The 18,583-nt window shown below is 71.4% G+C and carries 19 protein-coding genes; 2 read left to right on the top strand and 17 right to left on the bottom strand.

Features of this window, described 5'->3' with window-relative positions; translation table 11 throughout:
- Nucleotides 1-138: 138 nt before the first annotated feature.
- The 7 genes from ACZ7HQ_RS29485 to ACZ7HQ_RS29515 all read right to left on the bottom strand — a co-directional run bounded on the left by ACZ7HQ_RS29485 (nucleotide 139) and on the right by ACZ7HQ_RS29515 (nucleotide 7,020).
- Nucleotides 139-936 carry a maleylpyruvate isomerase family mycothiol-dependent enzyme gene (locus tag ACZ7HQ_RS29485; RefSeq protein WP_470996191.1) on the bottom strand — a complete coding sequence of 266 codons (798 nt, stop codon included), beginning with the start codon at nucleotides 934-936 and terminating at the stop codon, nucleotides 139-141.
- Between the two features lie 25 nt (nucleotides 937-961).
- Complete coding sequence (locus ACZ7HQ_RS29490; protein ID WP_470996194.1) at nucleotides 962-1,981, bottom strand: ABC transporter ATP-binding protein; 1,020 nt, start codon at nucleotides 1,979-1,981, stop codon at nucleotides 962-964.
- A 29-nt stretch (nucleotides 1,982-2,010) separates the two neighbouring features.
- The gene (locus ACZ7HQ_RS29495; RefSeq protein WP_470996963.1) at nucleotides 2,011-3,612 is read right to left on the bottom strand and encodes an ABC transporter permease; all 1,602 of its coding nucleotides are present in this window, start codon (nucleotides 3,610-3,612) and stop codon (nucleotides 2,011-2,013) included.
- Nucleotides 3,613-3,650: 38 nt separating this feature from the next.
- Nucleotides 3,651-4,724 (bottom strand): thiamine ABC transporter substrate-binding protein, encoded by a 1,074-nt coding sequence (locus ACZ7HQ_RS29500; RefSeq protein WP_470996196.1) that lies wholly within the window; start codon nucleotides 4,722-4,724, stop codon nucleotides 3,651-3,653.
- 215 nt (nucleotides 4,725-4,939) lie between these two features.
- Nucleotides 4,940-6,046 (bottom strand): dual-specificity RNA methyltransferase RlmN, encoded by a 1,107-nt coding sequence (rlmN, locus tag ACZ7HQ_RS29505; RefSeq protein WP_470996199.1) that lies wholly within the window; start codon nucleotides 6,044-6,046, stop codon nucleotides 4,940-4,942.
- A 384-nt stretch (nucleotides 6,047-6,430) separates the two neighbouring features.
- The gene (locus tag ACZ7HQ_RS29510) at nucleotides 6,431-6,754 is read right to left on the bottom strand and encodes a hypothetical protein (RefSeq protein WP_470996202.1); all 324 of its coding nucleotides are present in this window, start codon (nucleotides 6,752-6,754) and stop codon (nucleotides 6,431-6,433) included.
- Nucleotides 6,754-7,020, bottom strand: a complete 267-nt coding sequence (locus ACZ7HQ_RS29515; protein ID WP_470996205.1) for a hypothetical protein — start codon at nucleotides 7,018-7,020, stop codon at nucleotides 6,754-6,756. The genes ACZ7HQ_RS29510 and ACZ7HQ_RS29515 overlap by 1 nt, the downstream gene beginning before the upstream one ends.
- Before the next feature lie 181 nt (nucleotides 7,021-7,201).
- Between ACZ7HQ_RS29515 and ACZ7HQ_RS29520 the strand changes: the two genes are divergently transcribed.
- Nucleotides 7,202-7,855, top strand: a complete 654-nt coding sequence (locus tag ACZ7HQ_RS29520) for a YceI family protein (RefSeq protein WP_470996208.1) — start codon at nucleotides 7,202-7,204, stop codon at nucleotides 7,853-7,855.
- Nucleotides 7,856-7,925: 70 nt separating this feature from the next.
- Here ACZ7HQ_RS29520 and ACZ7HQ_RS29525 read toward each other — a convergent pair whose 3' ends face one another.
- The 5 genes from ACZ7HQ_RS29525 to rpsB all read right to left on the bottom strand — a co-directional run bounded on the left by ACZ7HQ_RS29525 (nucleotide 7,926) and on the right by rpsB (nucleotide 12,678).
- On the bottom strand, nucleotides 7,926-9,065 hold the full coding sequence (locus tag ACZ7HQ_RS29525) for a phosphatidate cytidylyltransferase (RefSeq protein ID WP_470996211.1): 1,140 nt from the start codon (nucleotides 9,063-9,065) through the stop codon (nucleotides 7,926-7,928).
- On the bottom strand, nucleotides 9,065-9,622 hold the full coding sequence (gene frr / locus ACZ7HQ_RS29530; protein ID WP_055706853.1) for a ribosome recycling factor: 558 nt from the start codon (nucleotides 9,620-9,622) through the stop codon (nucleotides 9,065-9,067). Before frr ends, ACZ7HQ_RS29525 begins: the two co-directional genes overlap by 1 nt.
- 176 nt (nucleotides 9,623-9,798) lie before the next feature.
- Nucleotides 9,799-10,557, bottom strand: a complete 759-nt coding sequence (gene pyrH / locus ACZ7HQ_RS29535) for a UMP kinase (RefSeq protein WP_067010707.1) — start codon at nucleotides 10,555-10,557, stop codon at nucleotides 9,799-9,801.
- 227 nt (nucleotides 10,558-10,784) lie between these two features.
- Nucleotides 10,785-11,621, bottom strand: coding sequence for a translation elongation factor Ts (gene tsf, locus ACZ7HQ_RS29540; RefSeq protein ID WP_470996214.1), 837 nt, complete (start codon nucleotides 11,619-11,621; stop codon nucleotides 10,785-10,787).
- A 160-nt stretch (nucleotides 11,622-11,781) separates the two neighbouring features.
- Nucleotides 11,782-12,678 carry a 30S ribosomal protein S2 gene (rpsB, locus tag ACZ7HQ_RS29545; protein WP_365583871.1) on the bottom strand — a complete coding sequence of 299 codons (897 nt, stop codon included), beginning with the start codon at nucleotides 12,676-12,678 and terminating at the stop codon, nucleotides 11,782-11,784.
- A gap of 284 nt (nucleotides 12,679-12,962) precedes the next feature.
- Here rpsB and ACZ7HQ_RS29550 point away from each other — a divergent pair, with 284 nt between their 5' ends.
- Nucleotides 12,963-13,532, top strand: a complete 570-nt coding sequence (locus ACZ7HQ_RS29550; RefSeq protein ID WP_470996966.1) for a murein hydrolase activator EnvC family protein — start codon at nucleotides 12,963-12,965, stop codon at nucleotides 13,530-13,532.
- A 50-nt stretch (nucleotides 13,533-13,582) separates the two neighbouring features.
- Here the strand turns inward: ACZ7HQ_RS29550 and ACZ7HQ_RS29555 are convergent, their stop codons facing one another.
- The 5 genes from ACZ7HQ_RS29555 to ACZ7HQ_RS29575 all read right to left on the bottom strand — a co-directional run bounded on the left by ACZ7HQ_RS29555 (nucleotide 13,583) and on the right by ACZ7HQ_RS29575 (nucleotide 18,538).
- Nucleotides 13,583-14,140 carry a TetR/AcrR family transcriptional regulator gene (locus ACZ7HQ_RS29555; RefSeq protein ID WP_470996969.1) on the bottom strand — a complete coding sequence of 186 codons (558 nt, stop codon included), beginning with the start codon at nucleotides 14,138-14,140 and terminating at the stop codon, nucleotides 13,583-13,585.
- Between the two features lie 86 nt (nucleotides 14,141-14,226).
- Nucleotides 14,227-15,069, bottom strand: a complete 843-nt coding sequence (whiG, locus tag ACZ7HQ_RS29560) for an RNA polymerase sigma factor WhiG (RefSeq protein ID WP_399174884.1) — start codon at nucleotides 15,067-15,069, stop codon at nucleotides 14,227-14,229.
- A gap of 320 nt (nucleotides 15,070-15,389) precedes the next feature.
- Nucleotides 15,390-16,550 carry a DNA-processing protein DprA gene (gene dprA, locus ACZ7HQ_RS29565; protein WP_470996217.1) on the bottom strand — a complete coding sequence of 387 codons (1,161 nt, stop codon included), beginning with the start codon at nucleotides 16,548-16,550 and terminating at the stop codon, nucleotides 15,390-15,392.
- Nucleotides 16,547-18,172: a YifB family Mg chelatase-like AAA ATPase gene (locus ACZ7HQ_RS29570; RefSeq protein WP_470996220.1), complete on the bottom strand. Its 1,626-nt coding sequence runs from the start codon at nucleotides 18,170-18,172 to the stop codon at nucleotides 16,547-16,549. Before ACZ7HQ_RS29570 ends, dprA begins: the two co-directional genes overlap by 4 nt.
- Nucleotides 18,173-18,538 carry a YraN family protein gene (locus ACZ7HQ_RS29575; protein ID WP_470996222.1) on the bottom strand — a complete coding sequence of 122 codons (366 nt, stop codon included), beginning with the start codon at nucleotides 18,536-18,538 and terminating at the stop codon, nucleotides 18,173-18,175.
- Nucleotides 18,539-18,583: the final 45 nt, after the last annotated feature.

An 18,583-nucleotide genomic window follows, 5' to 3' on the forward strand; every position in this document is an offset into this window, starting at 1 on the left:
CTGTTTTTTCCCTGGGCGGGCGTTGGCGAAAAACCCCCCCCCCCCCCCCCCAACACCCCCCCCCCCCCTCCCCCCCCCCCCCCCCCCCCCCCCCGGCCCCCCCCCGCGGTCGTTCATCCGGCCGGCTCCGCGCCCGGCTCAGCCGAAGGTCGCCCGCTCCAGCCAGAACTCCAGCACCGCACGCTCGCCGAGGACTTCGAGGCCGGGGCCGTCCAGCGGCAGCCGGCGGTAGAAGGCGAGCAGCACGGAGGTGAGCGGGCCGCGCAGGGCGACCGTGGCCTTCTCGTGGCCGCGCCGCCATCGGACCCCCTCCTCACCCAGTTCGACCAGCCACTCGGCGTGCAGCGCCGGGTCGGCGTCGGTGGCGTGCAGATGGATGCTGCTGCCCGGCCGACGCAGGTCCTTCGCCGGGTCGTGGGGCAGGTTCCGCTGGGCCCACTCCACGATCTGGAGCCACTCGTCCAGCGCGTCGGCGGCGATGTCGGGGGCCAGCTCGTAGGGCAGCCCGGCGGCGAGGGTGGCGTCGGCGCGGTGGACGGCGATCTCGTGGGTCATCCGGCGGGCCCAGAAGCCGGAGTTCAGCACCCCGGCCCAGGCCCACACCTTCGTGTCCGGGCCGGCCTCGCGCAGTGCGCCCACGACCAGTTCCCCGGTCTCCGCGAGCCACCTGTCGATGGCCGCGGCGTCGCTCCGCCCCTCGGGGCCGCCCGCCAGCGGGATCCGCTCCTCCGGGATGTTCTCCTGCGACCGGGTGCGCACCAGGGCGTCCACCCAGCGCAGGGCGCCACCCATATGCCGTACGAGGTCCTCCAGGGACCAGTCCGGGCAGGTCGGCACGGTCGCGGACAGATCGGCGCCCGAGGTCACCAGGAACCTCAACTGCCTGACCTGGTGGTCGATTTCGTCGCAGTAGCGGTCATGCGCGAGCAAGGTCATGACCCTCACCCTAGGGGCGCGGTGATCAGTCGAGCACGACGATTTCGGCCGCGTCGAACTCCACACCCACGCCGTCCCCGACCCCGGGCGCGTCCCGCAGCGCGCAGGCGGCCTCCAGCCTCGGCCCGTCCGCGGGCTGGAGATGGACGGCCACATGGGTGCCCTTGAAGGTGCGGGCGGTCACCGTGCAGGGCAGGCCCGCGTCGGCCGCCACGAGCCGCACTCCGGCGGGCCTCACCAGCAGGCTGCGGGCGCCCTGCGCGGAGCCCTCGGGCACCGGGAGCTTGCCCCAGGGGCTGTCGGCGGCCGTACCGGCGACGGTCGCCGGGACCACGTTGTCGAAGCCGAGGAAGCGGGCCACGAACGCGTCGGCGGGGCGCTGCCACACCTCCAGGGGAGTGCCGGACTGGGCGATCCGCCCGTCCCGCATCACCACCACCCGGTCGGCCAGCGCGAACGCCTCGCCCTGGTCGTGCGTCACGGCGAGCACGGTCGTACCCAACCGCCCGAAGAGCTCCCGCAGTTCGACCACCAGGCGTTCCCGGAGCGAGCGGTCGAGCTGGCCGAGCGGCTCGTCCAGCATGAGCAGCCGGGGCCGGGGCGCCAGCGCACGGGCGAGGGCCACCCGCTGCTGCTCGCCGCCGGACAGGGAGGCCACGGCCCGGCGGGCGGCCCCCGGCAGCCCGACCAGCTCCAGCAACTTCCCGGCCTCGGCGGCCCGTTCGCCCTTGGCGACGCCGTGCATCCGCAGGCCGAACGCCACGTTCTCGCCGACGTCCCGCTGCGGGAAGAGCTGGTGGTCCTGGAACATCAGGCCGACGCCACGCCGGTGCGCGGGGACGCCCGACTGGTCGCGGCCGTCCAGCAGCACCCGCCCGCAGTCGAGGGGCTGCAGCCCGGCAACCGCCCGCAGCAGCGTCGACTTTCCGCTGCCGCTGGGCCCGAGGACGCACACCACCTCGTGCTCGGCGACGTCGAGGTCGACCGCGTCGAGCACGGCCCGCCCGCCGAAGCGCACGGTCGCGGCATCGAGGCTCAGCAGCATCCGGCACTCTCCCGTCCGGCCACCAGCATCTAGAACTCTCCCGTCCGGTCGGTGCGCAGCCGCTCCAGGATCAGCAGCGCGGCGGCACACACCACCATCAGAATGGTCGAAAGGGCCATCGCCTGGCCGTAGTTGAGGTCCCCGGGGCGGCTGAGCAGCCGGGCCACGGCGACCGGGAGCGTCGGGTTGTCGGGCCGGGCGATGAACACGGTCGCCCCGAACTCGCCGAGCGAGACGGCGAACGCGAACCCGGCCGCGACCAGCAACGCCCGCCGCACCAGCGGCAGGTCCACCTCCCGCCACACCCGCCAGGGGGAGGCCCCGAGCACGGCGGCGGCCTCCCGCAGCCGGGCGTCCACCGCACGCAGCACCGGCAGCATGGTCCGTACGACGAAGGGGGCGCCGACGAGCGCCTGGGCGAGCGGCACCAGGATCCAGGACTGGCGCAGATCCAGCGGCGGCCTGTCGAGTGCGATCAGGAAACCGAAGCCCACGGTCACGGCGGACACGCCGAGCGGCAGCATCAGCAGCGCGTCGAAGCCCCGCACCAGCCGTCCGGCGTCCCGGCGGGCCAGCGCGGCGGCGGCGAGGCCCCCGATCACGACGGCGATGAGGGTGGCGGCGACGGCGTACTGCAGTGACGCCCACACCGCGTGCACCGGCGCCACCAGGAACGTACCGCCGTCGGAGTGCGTGAGCGCCCGGTAGTAGCCGAAGCCGGGCGCGTCGAGGGAGCGGTGGACGAGCACGGCGAGGGGCAGGACGAGGAGCAGCGCGACGGTGGCGAGGACCCCGGCGAGCAGGACCCACTGTCCCGCGCCGCGCGGGCGGCGGACGGTCACCCGGGGGTCGACCAGCCGGAGGGCGGTCTCCCGGCGCCGTACCGTCCAGGCGTGCACGGCGAGGATCGCGCCGACGGCCACGAACTGGACCAGGGTGAGCACGGCGGCCGTGGAGAGGTCGAACACCTCGGAGGTCTGCCGGTAGATCTCCACTTCGAGGGTGGAGAAGGTGGGGCCGCCCAGGATCTGGACGACGCCGAAGGAGGTGAAGGTGAACAGGAACACCATCAGCGCGGCGGCGGCCACGGCCGGCGCGAGCGCCGGGAGGGTGACCTTCCGCCAGGCGCTGAGCGAGGACGCGCCCAGCATCCGGGCGGCCTCCTCCTGCCGGGGGTCGAGCTGGGCCCACAGGCCGCCCACCGTGCGGACGACGACCGCGAAGTTGAAGAAGACGTGGGCCAGCAGGATCGCCCACACCGTGGTGTCCAGCCGTACGCCCCACAGTTCGTCGAGCAGCCCTCCGTGCCCGACGAGGGCGAGGAACGCGCTGCCGGCGACGACGGTCGGCAGCACGAACGGCACGGTGACCACGGCCCGCAGCAGCTGCTTGCCCGGAAAGTCCAGGCGGGCGAAGACATACGCGGCGGGCAGCGCGAGCAGCAGGGTGAGCGCGGTGGAGGCGAACGCCTGCCAGGTGGTGAACCACAGCACGTGCCGGATGTCCGGCTGCGTGACCACGTCCACGATCCGCCCGAACTGCCAGGCGCCGTCGACCTTCAGCCCGCGCGCGACGATCGCCACGACGGGCCAGGCGAAGAACGCGGCGAAGAACGCGACGGGCAGGGCCATCAGCCCGAGCCGCGCCGCGCTCCTGCGCCGGAACCGGGCTACTTCAGTACGAGCGAGGTCCACGACTTGACCCACTGGTCGCGGTTGGCGGCGATCTTGCCGGGGGCCATGGTCTCGGGATGCTGGGCGGCGGGCCCGTACTGCGTGAACTCGGCGGGCACCTTCGCGCCCCGCAGCACCGGGTAGACGTACATCTCCAGCGGCATGTCCTCCTGGAACTCCCTGGAGACCAGGAAGTCGACGAACGCCTTGGCGCCCTTGGTGTTGTGGGCGTTGCTGAGCAGTCCGGCGAACTCGATCTGCCGGAAGCAGGTGCCGGTGGCGACGCCGGTCGGGGCGGTGGCGGGCCGCTTCTTGGCGTAGATCACCTCGGCGGGCGGGGAGGAGGCGTACGAGACCACGAGCGGGCGGTCACCGCCGGCCTTCTTGCCGCCGGTGGAGCCGGAGAACTCCTGGGTGTAGGCCTGCTCCCAGCCGTCGACCACCTTGACGCCGTTGGCCTTGAGCTTCTTCCAGTAGTCCTGCCAGCCGTCGTTGCCGAACTGCGCGGCGCTGCCGAGCAGGAAACCGAGGCCGGGCGAGGAGGTGGCGGCGTTCTCGGTGACGAGGAGGTTCTTGTACCGGGGCTTGACCAGGTCGGCGAAGGACTGCGGCGGGGTCAGCCGGTGCTTGCCGAACCAGGCCTTGTCGTAGTTGACGCAGATGTCGCCGTAGTCGACGGGCGTGACCCGGTGCTTGTCCCTGTCGAGCTGGTAGGCGCCGCCGACCTTGTCCAGGCCCTTGGCGGTGTACGGCTGGAACAGCCCGTTGTCGAGGGCCCTGGACAACAGCGTGTTGTCGACGCCGAAGAAGACGTCGCCCTGCGGGTTGTCCTTGGTCAGGATCGCCTTGTTGACGGCCTGCCCGGCGTCGCCGTCGTTGAGGACCCGCACGTGGTAACCGGACTGCTTCTCGAAGTCCTTCAGCACGTTCTTGGAGACGGCCCACGAGTCGTGGCTGACGAGCGTCACGGTCTTGGAGTCCGCGGACGACTTGGCGTCCGTCGAACCGCACGCGGACAGCGTGATCAGGCCGAGCCCGACCGCCACGGCCACGAAGGTCTTGTTCTGCACTGGATGTCCTCCTGGGGTTGGCCAGGAAGAGACGCGGCCCTGCCCGGGCGTCTCACGAGGAGAACCCGGGCAGGGCGCAACAGCTTGAGTGATGACCGAACTCCCTACCCAGAATGACCTGGGCGAGGTTCAGAGGGTCTGCGGCCCTGTCCGCCGCACTCTCAGCGCTGTGGCGCTCCCCTGTCGGAATATGAAGATGTGTGGACCCGGCCAGATTACCGCTCGGTGGCCGCGAGCTGACCACAGGCTCCGTCGATCTCCTGGCCACGGGTGTCCCGGACGGTGACGGGCACACCGTGCGCGGCGATGGCTTCCACGAACGCCTTCTCGTCCTCGGGCCGCGACGCGGTCCACTTCGACCCCGGCGTCGGGTTCAGCGGAATGAGGTTGACGTGCACGGGCTTGCCCCTGAGCAGCCGCCCCAGCCGGTCCCCCCGCCACGCCTGGTCATTGATGTCACGGATGAGGGCGTACTCGATGGACAGCCGGCGCCCGCTCTTCTCGACGTACTCGAACCCGGCGTCCAGCACCTCGCGCACCTTCCAGCGCGTGTTCACGGGGACGAGGGTGTCGCGCAGCTCGTCGTCGGGGGCGTGCAGGGAGATCGCGAGTCGGCACTTGAAGCCCTCGTCGGCGAAGCGGTGGATGGCCGGCACGAGCCCGACGGTGGACACGGTGATCCCGCGCTGCGACAGCCCGAGCCCGTCGGGGGCCGGGTCGGTGAGCGCCCGGATGGCTCCGACCACGCGCTTGTAGTTCGCGAGCGGCTCGCCCATCCCCATGAAGACGATGTTGGACAGCCGGGAGGGTCCCCCGGGCACTTCCCCGTCCCGCAGGGCGCGCATCCCGTCCACGATCTGGTGGACGATCTCGGCGGTGGACAGATTCCGGTCGAGGCCCGCCTGCCCGGTCGCACAGAACGGGCAGTTCATCCCGCAGCCGGCCTGCGAGCTGATGCACATGGTGACCCGGTCCGGGTACCGCATCAGCACGGACTCGACGAGGGTCCCGTCGAACAGCCGCCACAGCGTCTTGCGCGTGGTCCCCTGGTCGGTGGACAGATGCCGTACGACGGTCATCAGCTCCGGAAACAGCGCTTCCTGCAGCTTCCCGCGCGACCCGGCGGGGATGTCGGTCCACTGCTCGGGGTCGTGCGCGTACCGCGCGAAGTAGTGCTGCGAGAGCTGCTTGGCACGGAACGGCTTCTCACCGATCTCGGCCACCGCGTCCTTGCGCTCGGCGGGCGTGAGGTCGGCGAGATGCCGCGGCGGCTTCTTGGCTCCGCGCGGGGCGACGAAAGTGAGTTCTCCGGGCTTAGGCATGGCGTTACCAGTGTCGCAGATACATTGGGGTGACCTGCGGCCGTCGCCGGCTGCGACCGTCCGTGGCAGACGCCGCCGGCCGGCGCCGAGCGGCCGCGGACGGCCCAGCGACGGCCCTGCAGCGATCACTCGCCGGCTGCCCGCCGCTCGTCGAGGCGGACCCTGACCTGGTGGTTGTCGGCGTGCCGGACGACCTCACCGCTGACGAGGGCCCCGAGAGCCGGGAGATCCATTCCGTGCGACGTGGCCGTGATCTCCCCCGGCGCTATGGCGTTCGGCACTGCATCTGCGCGTACGAGGATTCCGAGGGGCCGGCACCCGACGACACTCACCGGTGATCCGTGCCCCTGCGGGCAGCGCCGCGACGGTCCGCGCTCGCCGTCCTCAATCGAGGGCGCGAGGCCTGCGCGCCCGAGAGACGTGGTACGCCGCCCGGAGGACCAGGATCAGCACTGCGACCGACAGCACGCCGCTGAGAGGGTCCATGATCATGACGACGGGGTGGGGCGCCGCCAACAGGCTCGGCAGCTTGGCGCTGATCACCTCCAGGCCCATCAGGATCTGGAGCCACGGCCGAAAGAACCGCGCGCCCTGGCCGGGACTCCTCCCCTCCCGGACCTCGGTGCGCTCCCGCCACCGGCTGCCCAGACCCGCGAACACCAGCGCGCACCCCATCGCGACCACGGACCAGTCCATGAACCGCAGCATCACGACTCCTCTGTGGGGAGGAGGATCTTCGGTCCGCACGATCGGTCCTGCCGCCGTCGTCCATGACGCAAGCCCCCGGCGCCGGCGACGGCCAGGAAGAACGTGCCGCCCGCTGTCATGGGAAGGTGAGCGGCGAAGGGCCCCGGAGGGGGATGTTCGAGGAAGGCCCGGTCGAACGCGATGCCGAGCAGGGCGGCGGTCAGCGTGATCGCCCACAGGAGCAGTACGAGCGACCATCCGCTCCGGGCGCTCAGCCAAGAAGTCATGAGGGCATCATGCATGGGTGGCTCTGCGCGGTGGGAGATGCCGTCGATCACGATCTGCGCAAGCGGACCGAGCGGGGGATCGTTCCTTCACCGGCCGGCGCTGTGAAGTTCTGCTGACGAACGGTCGGGTTTCCTGGTCGGGCCTTGTCCCGTCCCCTGACGTGCCGTAACCAGATGAGCCATGAACCTTTTCGGCCGCAACTCCTCCCAGCGGCGCGCTCAGCCGTCCGCCGCCCCCGTGGCGACCGCCGCCCCGGTGGCCAGAGCCACCGCCGTACTGCCCGATCCCGAGCTGGCGGGCCTCACCGGCGAGTGGCTGATCGATCCCGCGCACAGCAGGATCGGGTTCTCCGTGCGGCACGCGATGGTGACGACGGTGCGCGGCGCCTTTGCGGAGTACGAGAGCCGCCTGTACTTCGACGGCCGTGACCCGGCTCGCTCCCGCGCCGACATCGTGCTGTACACCGCCAGCGTCGACACCGGTGTCGAGCAGCGCGACGCCCACGTGGTGGGCCGTCAGTTCCTGGACTCGGCGGCGTACCCGCGGATGACCTTCACGAGCACAGCCGTGCGGCTCGCGGGCAGGGACGTCTATCGCATGACCGGCGACCTCACCATCAAGGACACCACCCGCCCCGTCGATCTGGAGCTCACCTACATCGGTCACGTGACCGACGCCTTCGGTGACGAGCGGGTCGGTTTCGACGGCACCACCACCATCAACCGCTCCGACTGGGGCCTGACCTACGACGCCAGGCTGGCCCAGGGCGGCTCCATGGTGAGCGAGAAGGTCCGCCTCCAGTTCGACATCGCCGCCATCCGCGCCACGGCCTGAGGAACCGGCCATGGCCAACGGCCCCCGGCCCTGCGGGAGGGACGGGGGCCCGAAGCCGGAGACACGCGGCTCACGCGGAGCCGACGAACACCACCAGCAGCAGCCACACCACCGGGGCCGTCGGCAGCAGGGAGTCGAGGCGGTCCATGATCCCTCCGTGGCCGGGGAGCAGGGTGCCCATGTCCTTGATCCCCAGGTCGCGCTTGATCATGGACTCGCCGAGGTCGCCCAGCGTGGCGCTGGCCGCGACGGCGAGACCCAGCAGCAGCCCCTGCCACCAGGTGCCGTGGTCGATCAGGAACTGCATGCACAGTGCGCCCGCCACCATCGCGAACAGCACCGCACCGAGCAGGCCCTCGCGGGTCTTTCCGGGGCTGATGCGCGGCGCGAGCTTGTTCCTGCCGAACCGCCAGCCGACCGCGTACGCACCGGTGTCGCTGACGACGGTCAGCAGGAGGAAGGTCAGGACCCGCCACGGGCCGTCGTCGGCGGTGAGCATCATCGCCACGAACGTGGCCAGGAACGGTACGTAGAACGCCGCGAAGACGCCCGCCGTGACGTCCTTGAGGTAGCCCTCCGGCGACTCCGTCATACGCCAGACCAGGGCCGCCAGGGCGGTGAGGGCCATGGCGACCCATGCGCCCTCGGCGCCGCGGACGTACCCGGCGACGACCATCGCCGCACCGCCGACCGCGAGCGGCACCAGCGGCGCCTTGATCCCCTTGCGCTCGCGCAGCCGGCTGGTCAGCTCCCACAGGCCGACGACCACCGCGACCGCGATGACGCCGACGAACGCGGGCTTCCAGACGAACAGGGAGGCGACGATCACCACACCCAGACCGACCCCGACCCCTATGGCCGCGGTCAGGTCGCGGCCCGCGCTCTTCTTCTGCGGCGCTGGCGCCGGCTGGGGGGCGTCGGGCATGGGCTCCGGATTCTGGTTCTCGGCCGGGACGGTCCGGGCCGGCGCGGGCGCGGAGCGGAACTCGTCCTGGAACAGGGCGCCGCTCACCCGAGCGGCCCCCCGGTCGTCGGCTCCGCCGTAGGCGGGCTCGTCGGGCACGATGGGCATGGGGCGAGTGTGCTGCGCCTGAGGCGCATCGTACGCGGGACCCGCCGGGGCGGCCCCCTGGAGAGGCCCACCCTCGGTGGGCCTCCAGTAGCGGGCCTGCCCCGCCGGTGGCGGCGCCCCCCAGGGAGAGTCGCTCATCAGACTTCGAGCAGTTCCGCTTCCTTGTGCTTCAGGAGCTCGTCCACCTGCGCGACGTATTTGTGCGTGGTGTCGTCGAGCTCCTTCTCCGCACGGCGGCCCTCGTCCTCGCCGACCTCGCCGTCCTTGACGAGCTTGTCGAGGGCCTCCTTGGCCTTGCGGCGCACGGAGCGGATGGACACGCGCGCGTCCTCGGCCTTGCCCTTGGCGACCTTGATGTAGTCGCGGCGGCGCTCCTCGGTCAGCTCCGGGAACACCACCCGGATGATGTTGCCGTCGTTGCTGGGGTTGACGCCCAGGTCGGAGTCGCGGATCGCCTGCTCGATGTTGCGCAGCGCGCTCTTGTCGAACGGCGTCACGACCGCCATGCGCGGCTCCGGCACGGAGAACGAGGCCAGCTGGTTGATCGGCGTCGGGGCACCGTAGTAGTCGGCCACGATCTTGTTGAACATCGCCGGGTGCGCACGACCGGTGCGGATCGCGGCGAAGTCCTCCTTGGCGACCACGACGGCCTTCTCCATCTTCTCCTCGGCCTCGAGGAGGGTCTCTTCGATCACCACTTGCTCCTGCGTGTCTTGAGTAAGGCCCGGCTGCTGTACCTCTGACGGGGCGGCGGCCGGCTGCGTCGCGTCTTCTTCCTGCACGGTTCCCGACCGGCAGGACATTGTCCATCCCCCGGCCAGGGTCCGGCCCCCTCACAGGGCCGCACATCACCGGCCGGGTTGATCCCGGGTCAGGCCCGGCTGCCCTGGTCACCCACCAGGGTGCCGATCTTCTCACCCTTGACGGCGCGGGCGATATTGCCCTCCGCGAGAAGCTCGAAGACGAGGATCGGGAGCTTGTTGTCGCGGCACAGCGTGATGGCGGTGGCGTCGGCGACCTTGAGGTCGCGGGTGATGACCTCGCCGTAGCCGAGGGCGTCGAACTTGACGGCGTCGGGGTTGGTCTTGGGGTCGGAGTCGTAGACCCCGTCCACGCCGTTCTTGCCCATGAGCAGCGCCTCGGCGTCGATCTCCAGGGCGCGCTGGGCGGCGGTGGTGTCGGTGGAGAAGTACGGCATGCCCATACCGGCGCCGAAGATGACCACGCGGCCCTTCTCCAGGTGGCGCACGGCGCGCAGCGGGATGTACGGCTCGGCGACCTGGCCCATGGTGATGGCGGTCTGCACCCGGCTGTCGATGCCCTCCTTCTCCAGGAAGTCCTGGAGGGCGAGGCAGTTCATCACGGTGCCGAGCATGCCCATGTAGTCGGAGCGGGCCCGGTCCATGCCGCGCTGCTGGAGTTCGGCGCCGCGGAAGAAGTTGCCGCCGCCGATGACGACCGCGATCTCGGCGCCGTCCCGGACGACGGCCGCGATCTCACGGGCGATCTTGTGCACCACGTCAGGGTCCACGCCCAGGCCCCCGCCACCGGAGAAGGCCTCTCCGGACAGCTTCAGCAGAAACCGGCCGCGTACTTTGCCGTCGTCGCTCTTCTGGGCCTTGGTGGTCATGGGGATCCCGCCTCTTTCACGTGTTGCACATACGAAGAAGGCCATTGCCGATGGGGTCGCTTTTCGCTCCCATGCGCGGCAATGGCCTCCTCGTCAGATCTGCTGCCGTCCGCCCCACGCCGGGGTGTGGCGGTGTGCGCGGACGACTGCTTACGACCCTATCGGGATTCCTCCCGGGTTTGTCCCCGGAATCCCTCCGTGGGTCGTGCGTCGAGCGCGGTACGGACTCAGATGCCGACCTTGATGCGCGAGAAGCGCTTCAGGGTGACACCGGCCTCGTCCAGCACCTTCTGGACCGACTTCTTGTTGTCCAGCGCGTAGGGCTGGCCAAGCAGCGTGGCGTCCTTGAAGAAGCCGTTGAGGCGACCCTCGACGATCTTGGCGATCGCGGCCTCGGGCTTGCCCTCGGCGCGGGTCGTCTCCTCGGCGATACGACGCTCGGACTCGACGACGTCGGCCGGCACCTCGTCCTTGGAGAGGTACTTCGGCGCGAAGGCGGCGATGTGCTGCGCGACGCCCTTGGCGACCTCGGCGTTCGGCTTGTCCAGCTCGACCAGGACACCGATCTGCGGGGGCAGGTCGGGCATGGTGCGGTGCATGTAGGCGAGCACGAAGCCGTCGGCGAACTGCGCGAAGCGGTCCAGGACGATCTTCTCACCGAGGTTGGCGTTGGCCTCGTCCACGAACGCCTGGACGGTCTTGCCGGGCTCGATCTCGGAGGCGAGCAGCGCCTCCAGGTCGGCCGGGGAGGTCTTGGCGACGTGCTCGGCGATCGTCTGGGCGACGGCCTGGAACTTCTCGCCCTTCGCGACGAAGTCCGTCTCGCACTTCAGCTCGACCAGGACGCCGGAGGAGTTGTCGTCGGCGATGATGGAGACCACGGCGCCGTTCTCGGCGGAGCGGCCCTCGCGCTTGGCGACGCCCTTCTGGCCCTTGATACGCAGCGCCTCGACGGCCTTCTCGACGTTGCCCTCGGCCTCGTCCAGCGCCTTCTTGCAGTCCATCATGCCGGCGCCCGTGAGCTCACGGAGCTTCTTGACGTCGGCGGCGGTGTAGTTCGCCATGAGTCTGTGAGTCTTTCTCGAAGTCTGGAAGATCTTCAGATCAGCACGGTGTGCGCTCAACATGTGAACGCGGAGCGCATACGACGCGCCGACCTACGGGTGAACAGCGGGGGCGGACTTCATGTCACCGCCCCCGCCGTTGAACTCTGACGGACCGGCGTCAGGCCTGCTCGCCCTCGGCGGCCTTCTCCTCGGCCGGGGCGGCCTCGGCGGCAGGGGCGGCCTCGGCGGCCGGAGCAGCCTCAGCGGCCGGAGCAGCCTCGGCGGCCGGAGCCTCGTCCTTCTTCTCACCCTCGAGCAGGTCGCGCTCCCACTCGGCGAGCGGCTCGCCAGCGGCCTTCTCGCCCTTGTCACCGGTGGCGACGCGAGAGCGGGAGATGAGGCCCTCGGCGACGGCGTCGGCGATCACACGGGTGAGCAGGGTGACGGAGCGGATCGCGTCGTCGTTGCCCGGGATCTTGTAGTCGACCTCGTCGGGGTCGCAGTTGGTGTCGAGGATCGCGACGACCGGGATGTTCAGCTTCCGGGCCTCACCAACGGCGATGTGCTCCTTCTTGGTGTCCACGATCCAGACGGCGCTGGGCACCTTCTGCATCTCGCGGATACCGCCGAGGGTCTTCTCCAGCTTGGCCTTCTCACGCGAGAGGACCAGGAGTTCCTTCTTGGTCAGACCCGACGCCGCGACGTCCTCGAAGTCGATCTGCTCGAGCTCCTTGAGGCGCTGCAGACGCTTGTAGACGGTCGAGAAGTTGGTGAGCATGCCGCCCAGCCAGCGCTGGTTGACGTAGGGCATGCCGACGCGGGTGGCCTGCTCGGCGATGGCCTCCTGCGCCTGCTTCTTCGTGCCGACGAACATGACCGTGCCGCCGTGGGCGACGGTCTCCTTGACGAACTCGTAGGCGCGGTCGATGTACGACAGCGACTGGAGCAGGTCGATGATGTAGATGCCGTTGCGCTCGGTGAAGATGAAGCGCTTCATCTTCGGGTTCCAGCGACGGGTCTGGTGACCGAAGTGGACGCCGCTCTCCAGCAGCTCCCGCATCGTGACGACGGCCATGGCCGTTTCTCCTTGAGTTTCTCGGTTGTGCCGCGGATGCCGGACGGCTCCCGCGCCTGACGCCCGCGTGCGCCGTGCCGCGAAGGACCGAGGGGCGCTGACAGGGACCGTTGCCGGCCGCCGTGTCGGGGCGTGCGAAGTCGACCCGGTGACCCGGATCGCCAGAAGAAGTGTACGGGACCGCCGGGGCACCGGGTGACGCCGCTGTCCACAACCGGGGAGTGGTCCACAGGTTCAGGCCGTGATCGGCGGGGGTGCGGGACGGTGGTCGCATGCGACGAGCGATGCGATGCGTGTCTTTGTGGGCGGTGCTGGTGCTGGGCGTGCCGGTCGGCGCGCTCACCGCGCCGGCCTGGGCGGATCCGCCTGCACCGGCGCCCGCCCCGCCCCCTCGGGCCAAGGTCCCGGCCCTCGCCCGCACCTGGCCGGTGGGCGTGCACCCGTTGGTGTTACGGGGCTGGGAGCCACCGGCGACGGTCTACGGCCCCGGTCACCGTGGCGTGGACCTGTCGGCACCGGCCGCGTCCGCGGTACGAGCGGTGGCGCCGGGCCGGGTGGCCTTCGCGGGGCGGGTGGCGGGAAGGGGGGTGGTCTCGGTCGACCTGACGGGCACGGACCTTCGTACGACGTATGAGCCGGTGAGTCCGTCGGTGAAGAAGGGCGCCGAGGTGGGCGCGGGGGACGTGCTGGGCACGCTCGAGCCCACGGGCACCCACTGCCCGACGTCCTGCCTGCACTGGGGCCTGCGCCGGGGCGACACCTATCTGGACCCGCTGTCCCTGCTGCCGCCCTGGCTGCTGCACAGGGGGCCGCCGAGACTGCTGCCGGTGCTGGGGGTACCACTGCCGCCGTAGCCGCGGCACCTCCGGCGAGCAGCGCGCGTGCCCGGCGGCCGGAGCCGGCGTCAGCCCTTCACGCCCCGCAGCACCATGGCCACGGCCGCGTCGGTGATGGCTGCGGGATCCTCCGCCGCTCCCAGCTCGATCCGCCGCACCGCCGCGTCCACGATCCCCTGCAGCAACATCGCCGCCAGCCGGGGCTGCTCATGCCCCATCTCCGCGAGCGCCTCGGCGATCATGGCGACCAGTCCTCCGTGCGCCGCCCGGATCTTCTCCCGCGCCCCGGCGTCCAGCTCGCTCGCCGAGATGGCGACGACCGCCCGGTGCCGCCGGTCCCCGACCAGGGCCAGCTGCTGCCGCACATAGGCCTCGACCTTGCCCTCGGCAGACCCGGCCCGCTCCATCGCGGCGGCCACCTCGGCCGCCCACAGCGGAAAGTCGACCTCGCACAGTTCCTCGACCACGGCGGCCCGCGACCGGAAGTACTCGTACACGGACGACCGGGCCAGCCCCGTGCGCTCGGCCAGCGCGGGAAAGGTCAGCGCTTCGGTCCCGCCCTCGGACAGCAGGGACCGAGCCGCGTCCAGCAGGGCGGCTCGCTGCATCGACCGGTGCTCGGCCACGGAGGCCGCTCGAATCCTTGGCACGTCAACCACTTTACGGACGCCCCCACCCGAACGGGAGCCACTCGACGCCGCGCCGCCCCGCCTCAGCGCCCGAAGCTCGCCAGCTTGGCCCGCAGCTGCAGCACCGACTTGGTGTGGATCTGGCTGACCCGGCTCTCGGTGACCCCGAGCACGTTGCCGATCTCGGCGAGGGTGAGTCCCTCGTAGTAGTACAGCGTGACGACGGTCTTCTCCCGCTCGGGCAAGGTGTTGATCGCCCGCGCGAGAAAGCGGCGCAGCTCCCGGTCCTCGGCCACCTCCACGGGGTTGTCCGCGGCGGTGTCCTCCAGCGTGTCCATCAGGCTGAGCCGGTCGCCGCCCTCGCTGCCGACGTGCAGCAGCTCCTCCAGCGCGACCACGTTGGCCAGGGACAGCTGGCTGAAGACGGCATGCAGCTCGTCGACCTCCATGCCCAGCTCCGCGGCGACCTCGCCCTCGGTCGGGGTGCGCCGCAGCCGCGCCTCCAGGGTGGCGTAGGCCCGCTCGACGTTCCGCGCCTTCTGCCGCACCGAGCGTGGAATCCAGTCCAGCGCCCGCAGCTCGTCGATCATCGCGCCCCGGATCCGGGTGATCGCGTACGTCTCGAACTTGATCTCCCGGTCGATGTCGAACTTCTCGATCGCGTCGATCAGCCCGAAGACACCCGAGGAGACGAAGTCGGCCTGCTCCACGTTGGGCGGCAGCCCGACGCTCACCCGGCCCGCCACATATTTCACGAGCGGTGAGTAGTGCAGGATCAGCTGCTCCCGCAGCCGGTCGTCCCCCGTCGCCTTGTACGACCGCCACAGCTCGTCGAGCGTCGAGGGAGCGGGCGGCCGCACGCTGCCACCGTCGCGGGCGGCTGGGGGGATGGCCGCCCGGTCGGACCCGGAGGTGTGCTGGGGCATTCGTCGCCTTGTGCCGTTCTGCCGTGAAGTGCTGTGAAGTGCTGTGAAGTGCGAGGGGTGGGATTCGGTGGGGTGAAGTGGGCTGCCTGGGTGAGCTGTCGGACCGGTGTCGAGTTGGCGCGATCTGTGTCGCGTCTTCGTGAGCGTAGCGTGACTGAGCTGTCGCGGTGTGCGAACACCGAGGCGCCACCCGTGCGCGGGGCGCTCCCACCGGCCTCGGGCGCGCGTGGGGTGGCTCGCTCTGTGTGACCGGCCGGAGCGCCAACTCCGGGAAACCTCAAGGGCGTCGGGGATTCCCCCGGACGGCCGAACACGCTCGGTCAACAAGGAGCTCGACCCGCGCGGACCGACATCACCGCCTGGCGTGTCAACTTCCAGCCATCGCCGTGTCGTTCGACGTAACCAAGTGCTCGGAGTTCGTACAATCTCGCGATCGCCTCGTCCCGGGTGGTCGGCGTGCCGAGCGCGACCTCCTCGACGCTGGCCGCACGGTTGCCGGGCAGGGCCGCGAGGACGGCCCGTACGGCGGGTTCCAGCAGGTCACGCGGGAGGACGGGGCCCCGGCGGGCGGGCGCCAGCTCACCCATGTCGCCCACGAGTTCCACGACTTCCGCGGCATCGGTGACCAGCGTGGCCTCTCCCCGCAGCAGTTCGTGCACGCCGGCGGAGAGAGCGCTGGTGGCGGGGCCGGGCACGCCCATGGTGAACCGTCCGAGGCGCCCCGCGGCCCGTGCGGTGGCCAGCGAGCCGCTGCGGGCGGCGGCCTCCACGACGAGGGTGCCTCTGGTCAGCGCGGCGATGACGCGGTTGCGCAGGATGAACCGGCTCGGCGTCGGATGATCTCCCGGGGGCAACTCGCCGATCACCAGTCCCTGTGCCGCGATCCGGCTGATCAGGGCGGCGTGACCGCGCGGGTAGGGGCGGTCGACACCGCAGGCCAGAACGGCGACGGTGGCTCCGCGGGCGGCGAGGGCGCCTCGGTGGGCGGCGCCGTCGATGCCGTACGCGCCCCCCGAGACCACGACCCAGCCGCGCTCGGCGAGCCCTGCGGAGAGCGTGGCGGCCATGTGGGAGCCGTACTCGGTGCAGGCACGGGCTCCCACGACGGCCACCGATCTGAGCGCCCAGATCCGGAGACTGGGCCGGCCGCGCACCCACAGACCGATGGGCCGGGCATCCGCGAGATCGTCGAGCTGCCGGGGCCACTCCGCGTCGCGGGGACCCACGAACCGCGTCCCGGCGGCCCGCGCCACCGCGAGATCCCGCTCCGGCTCGGCCTGCCGGGCGCGCGCGACCAGCCCGGCCCAGCGCACGTCGCTCACCCCCGGCAAGGCCCGCGCCCCCTCCCGCAACCGCCGCACCACCTCCTGCACCCCGAACTCCCGGATCCACCGCCCACCGGCCTCGTCCCCCGGCTCGACGACCCGGCAGAGGAAGACCCGCCCGAGGAGTTCAGCCGCGGGGTCCTCTTCCGTGGTCATGTCAGCGCCCCGACGGCCATCGGCACCCCTCGGGGCACTCCGGTGCGCAGTTGCAGGGCCAGGCAGACGTCGGCCGCGTCCGGACGGTCGTGTCCGACGAGGTCGGCGACCGTCCAGGCGACGCGCAGGACCCGGTCGATCCCGCGGGCGGTGAGCACACCCCGCTCCAGGTTGCGCTCGGCCTCGTCCATCGCGCCGGCCACCGGGTGGAAGCGGCTGCGCAGTTCACGGCCCGGCACTTCGCTGTTGGTGCGCCACGGGGTTCCGGCCAGACGGGCAGCCGTACGCTCGCGGGCCTGCCGTACCCGCGCGGCCACGGTCGCCGTGGACTCACCGCGGGCCTCCGGTTCGCTGAGCTGGGCGCGGGTGACCGGGTCGACCTCGACGCGCAGGTCCACCCGGTCCAGGAGCGGACCGGAGAGCCGGGACTGGTAGCGGCGGATCGCCGACGGCGGGCACTCGCACAGGGAGTCGCGCTGCGAGAAGCGTCCACAGGGGCAGGGGTTCGCCGCCAGCACCATGAGAAAGCGGGCCGGGAACCGGACGACGCCCGCACTGCGTGCGATCACCACGTGCCCGGACTCCAGCGGCTGTCGCAGGGCGTCCAGGGTCTGGCTGTGGAACTCGGGCGCCTCGTCCAGGAACAGCACGCCTCGATGGGCGAGGGAGACCGCACCGGGCCGGGCGATGCCGGGGCCTCCGCCGACGAGCGACTGCATCGTGGCCGAGTGGTGCGGGGCGCAGTAGGGGGCGACGTCGATGAGCGGCTTGCCCGGGGGCAGCAGCCCGGCCACCGAGTGCACCGCCGTGACCTCCAGCGACGCCTCCCTGGTGAGCCGCGGAAGGACGGCGGGCAGTCGCTCGGCGAGCATGGTCTTGCCCGCGCCGGGCGGCCCCTCGAGGAACAGGTGGTGTCCCCCGGCGGCGGCCACCTCCACGGCCGTGCGGGCCGAGGTCTGGCCGACGACGTCCGCGAGGTCGTGATCGTGTTCGTGCTGCGTGGCGCCGACGCTGTGCATTCCGGTGGCCGCGCCCGTGCCGGGCATGCGCAGGCCTGCCAGGAGGGGGTCGGGGCGCCCCTGCTCCTCCGGTTCCTCGTCGGGGACCGGCTCTTCGGTGAGGACCGCGATGAGCTGCCGCAGACTGCGGACGCCGAGCACCGAGACTCCGGGGACCAGCGAGGCCTCGGCGGCGGCGCACTCGGGCACGACCACCTGTTCGTAGCCCGCGTCGGCCGCTGCGAGGACGGCGGGCAGGATGCCGCGGACCGGTCGCACCCGGCCGTCCAGGCCCAGCTCCCCGATCATGACGATGTCCGCGAGGACACGGGGGTCGATCCGTTCGGCGGCGCCGAGCACCGCACAGGCGACGGCGAGATCGAAGCCCGAGCCGGCTTTGGGCACCGACGCGGGGCTGAGTCCGACGGTGAGCTTCTTCTGCGGCCACTCGCCGCCCGAGTTCACCACCGCCGCCCGAACCCTGTCGCGGCTTTCCGTCAGGCTCTTGTCGGGGAGGCCGACCAGGGTGAAGGCGGCGACGCCGGGTTCCAGGTCGGCCTGGACCTCGACCACCACTCCCTCGACCCCGACCAGGGCCACCGAGCACGTGCGGGCGAATCCCATTCAGGCCACCCCCCGCGCGTGCTCGACGGACGGGGCGCCCCGGTGCGGCAGCAGCACGCCGACCAGGTCGATGCGGACACCGCCCGGGGGCGCTCCTCCGTGGGCCTGGATCCAGTGCTCGGCCAGCTCGCGCAGCCTGGCCGCCTTCTCGGGGGTCACGGCGGCCATCGGGTGTTCGTAGTCGCCGCCCTTGCGGGTCTTCACCTCGCAGACGACCAGCGCGTCGCCGTCGCGGGCCACGATGTCGATCTCGCCGGAGCGCCCGCAGCGCCAGTTGCGCTCCAGGATCGTCATTCCGGCCTCGGCGAGCCGCCGGGCGGCCAGGTCCTCGCCGTACTTGCCCAGTCCGTTGCGTGCCCTGCTCATGTCGGCACCACCTCCGGCGCCAACGGTCACGCATCCGGCCGACAA

Source organism: Streptomyces sp. NPDC037290 (assembly GCF_055603245.1).

Coding starts and splice junctions, on each gene's coding strand:
- ACZ7HQ_RS29485 (WP_470996191.1), bottom strand. CDS start 936: ATGACCTTGCTCGCGCATGACCGCTACTGCGACGAAATCGACCACCAG.
- ACZ7HQ_RS29490 (WP_470996194.1), bottom strand. CDS start 1,981: ATGCTGCTGAGCCTCGATGCCGCGACCGTGCGCTTCGGCGGGCGGGCC.
- ACZ7HQ_RS29495 (WP_470996963.1), bottom strand. CDS start 3,612: ATGGCCCTGCCCGTCGCGTTCTTCGCCGCGTTCTTCGCCTGGCCCGTC.
- rlmN (WP_470996199.1), bottom strand. CDS start 6,046: ATGCCTAAGCCCGGAGAACTCACTTTCGTCGCCCCGCGCGGAGCCAAG.
- ACZ7HQ_RS29510 (WP_470996202.1), bottom strand. CDS start 6,754: ATGCTGCGGTTCATGGACTGGTCCGTGGTCGCGATGGGGTGCGCGCTG.
- ACZ7HQ_RS29515 (WP_470996205.1), bottom strand. CDS start 7,020: ATGACTTCTTGGCTGAGCGCCCGGAGCGGATGGTCGCTCGTACTGCTC.
- ACZ7HQ_RS29520 (WP_470996208.1), top strand. CDS start 7,202: ATGAACCTTTTCGGCCGCAACTCCTCCCAGCGGCGCGCTCAGCCGTCC.
- ACZ7HQ_RS29525 (WP_470996211.1), bottom strand. CDS start 9,065: ATGAGCGACTCTCCCTGGGGGGCGCCGCCACCGGCGGGGCAGGCCCGC.
- pyrH (WP_067010707.1), bottom strand. CDS start 10,557: ATGACCACCAAGGCCCAGAAGAGCGACGACGGCAAAGTACGCGGCCGG.
- tsf (WP_470996214.1), bottom strand. CDS start 11,621: ATGGCGAACTACACCGCCGCCGACGTCAAGAAGCTCCGTGAGCTCACG.
- rpsB (WP_365583871.1), bottom strand. CDS start 12,678: ATGGCCGTCGTCACGATGCGGGAGCTGCTGGAGAGCGGCGTCCACTTC.
- ACZ7HQ_RS29550 (WP_470996966.1), top strand. CDS start 12,963: ATGCGATGCGTGTCTTTGTGGGCGGTGCTGGTGCTGGGCGTGCCGGTC.
- whiG (WP_399174884.1), bottom strand. CDS start 15,069: ATGCCCCAGCACACCTCCGGGTCCGACCGGGCGGCCATCCCCCCAGCC.
- dprA (WP_470996217.1), bottom strand. CDS start 16,550: ATGACCACGGAAGAGGACCCCGCGGCTGAACTCCTCGGGCGGGTCTTC.
- ACZ7HQ_RS29570 (WP_470996220.1), bottom strand. CDS start 18,172: ATGGGATTCGCCCGCACGTGCTCGGTGGCCCTGGTCGGGGTCGAGGGA.
- ACZ7HQ_RS29575 (WP_470996222.1), bottom strand. CDS start 18,538: ATGAGCAGGGCACGCAACGGACTGGGCAAGTACGGCGAGGACCTGGCC.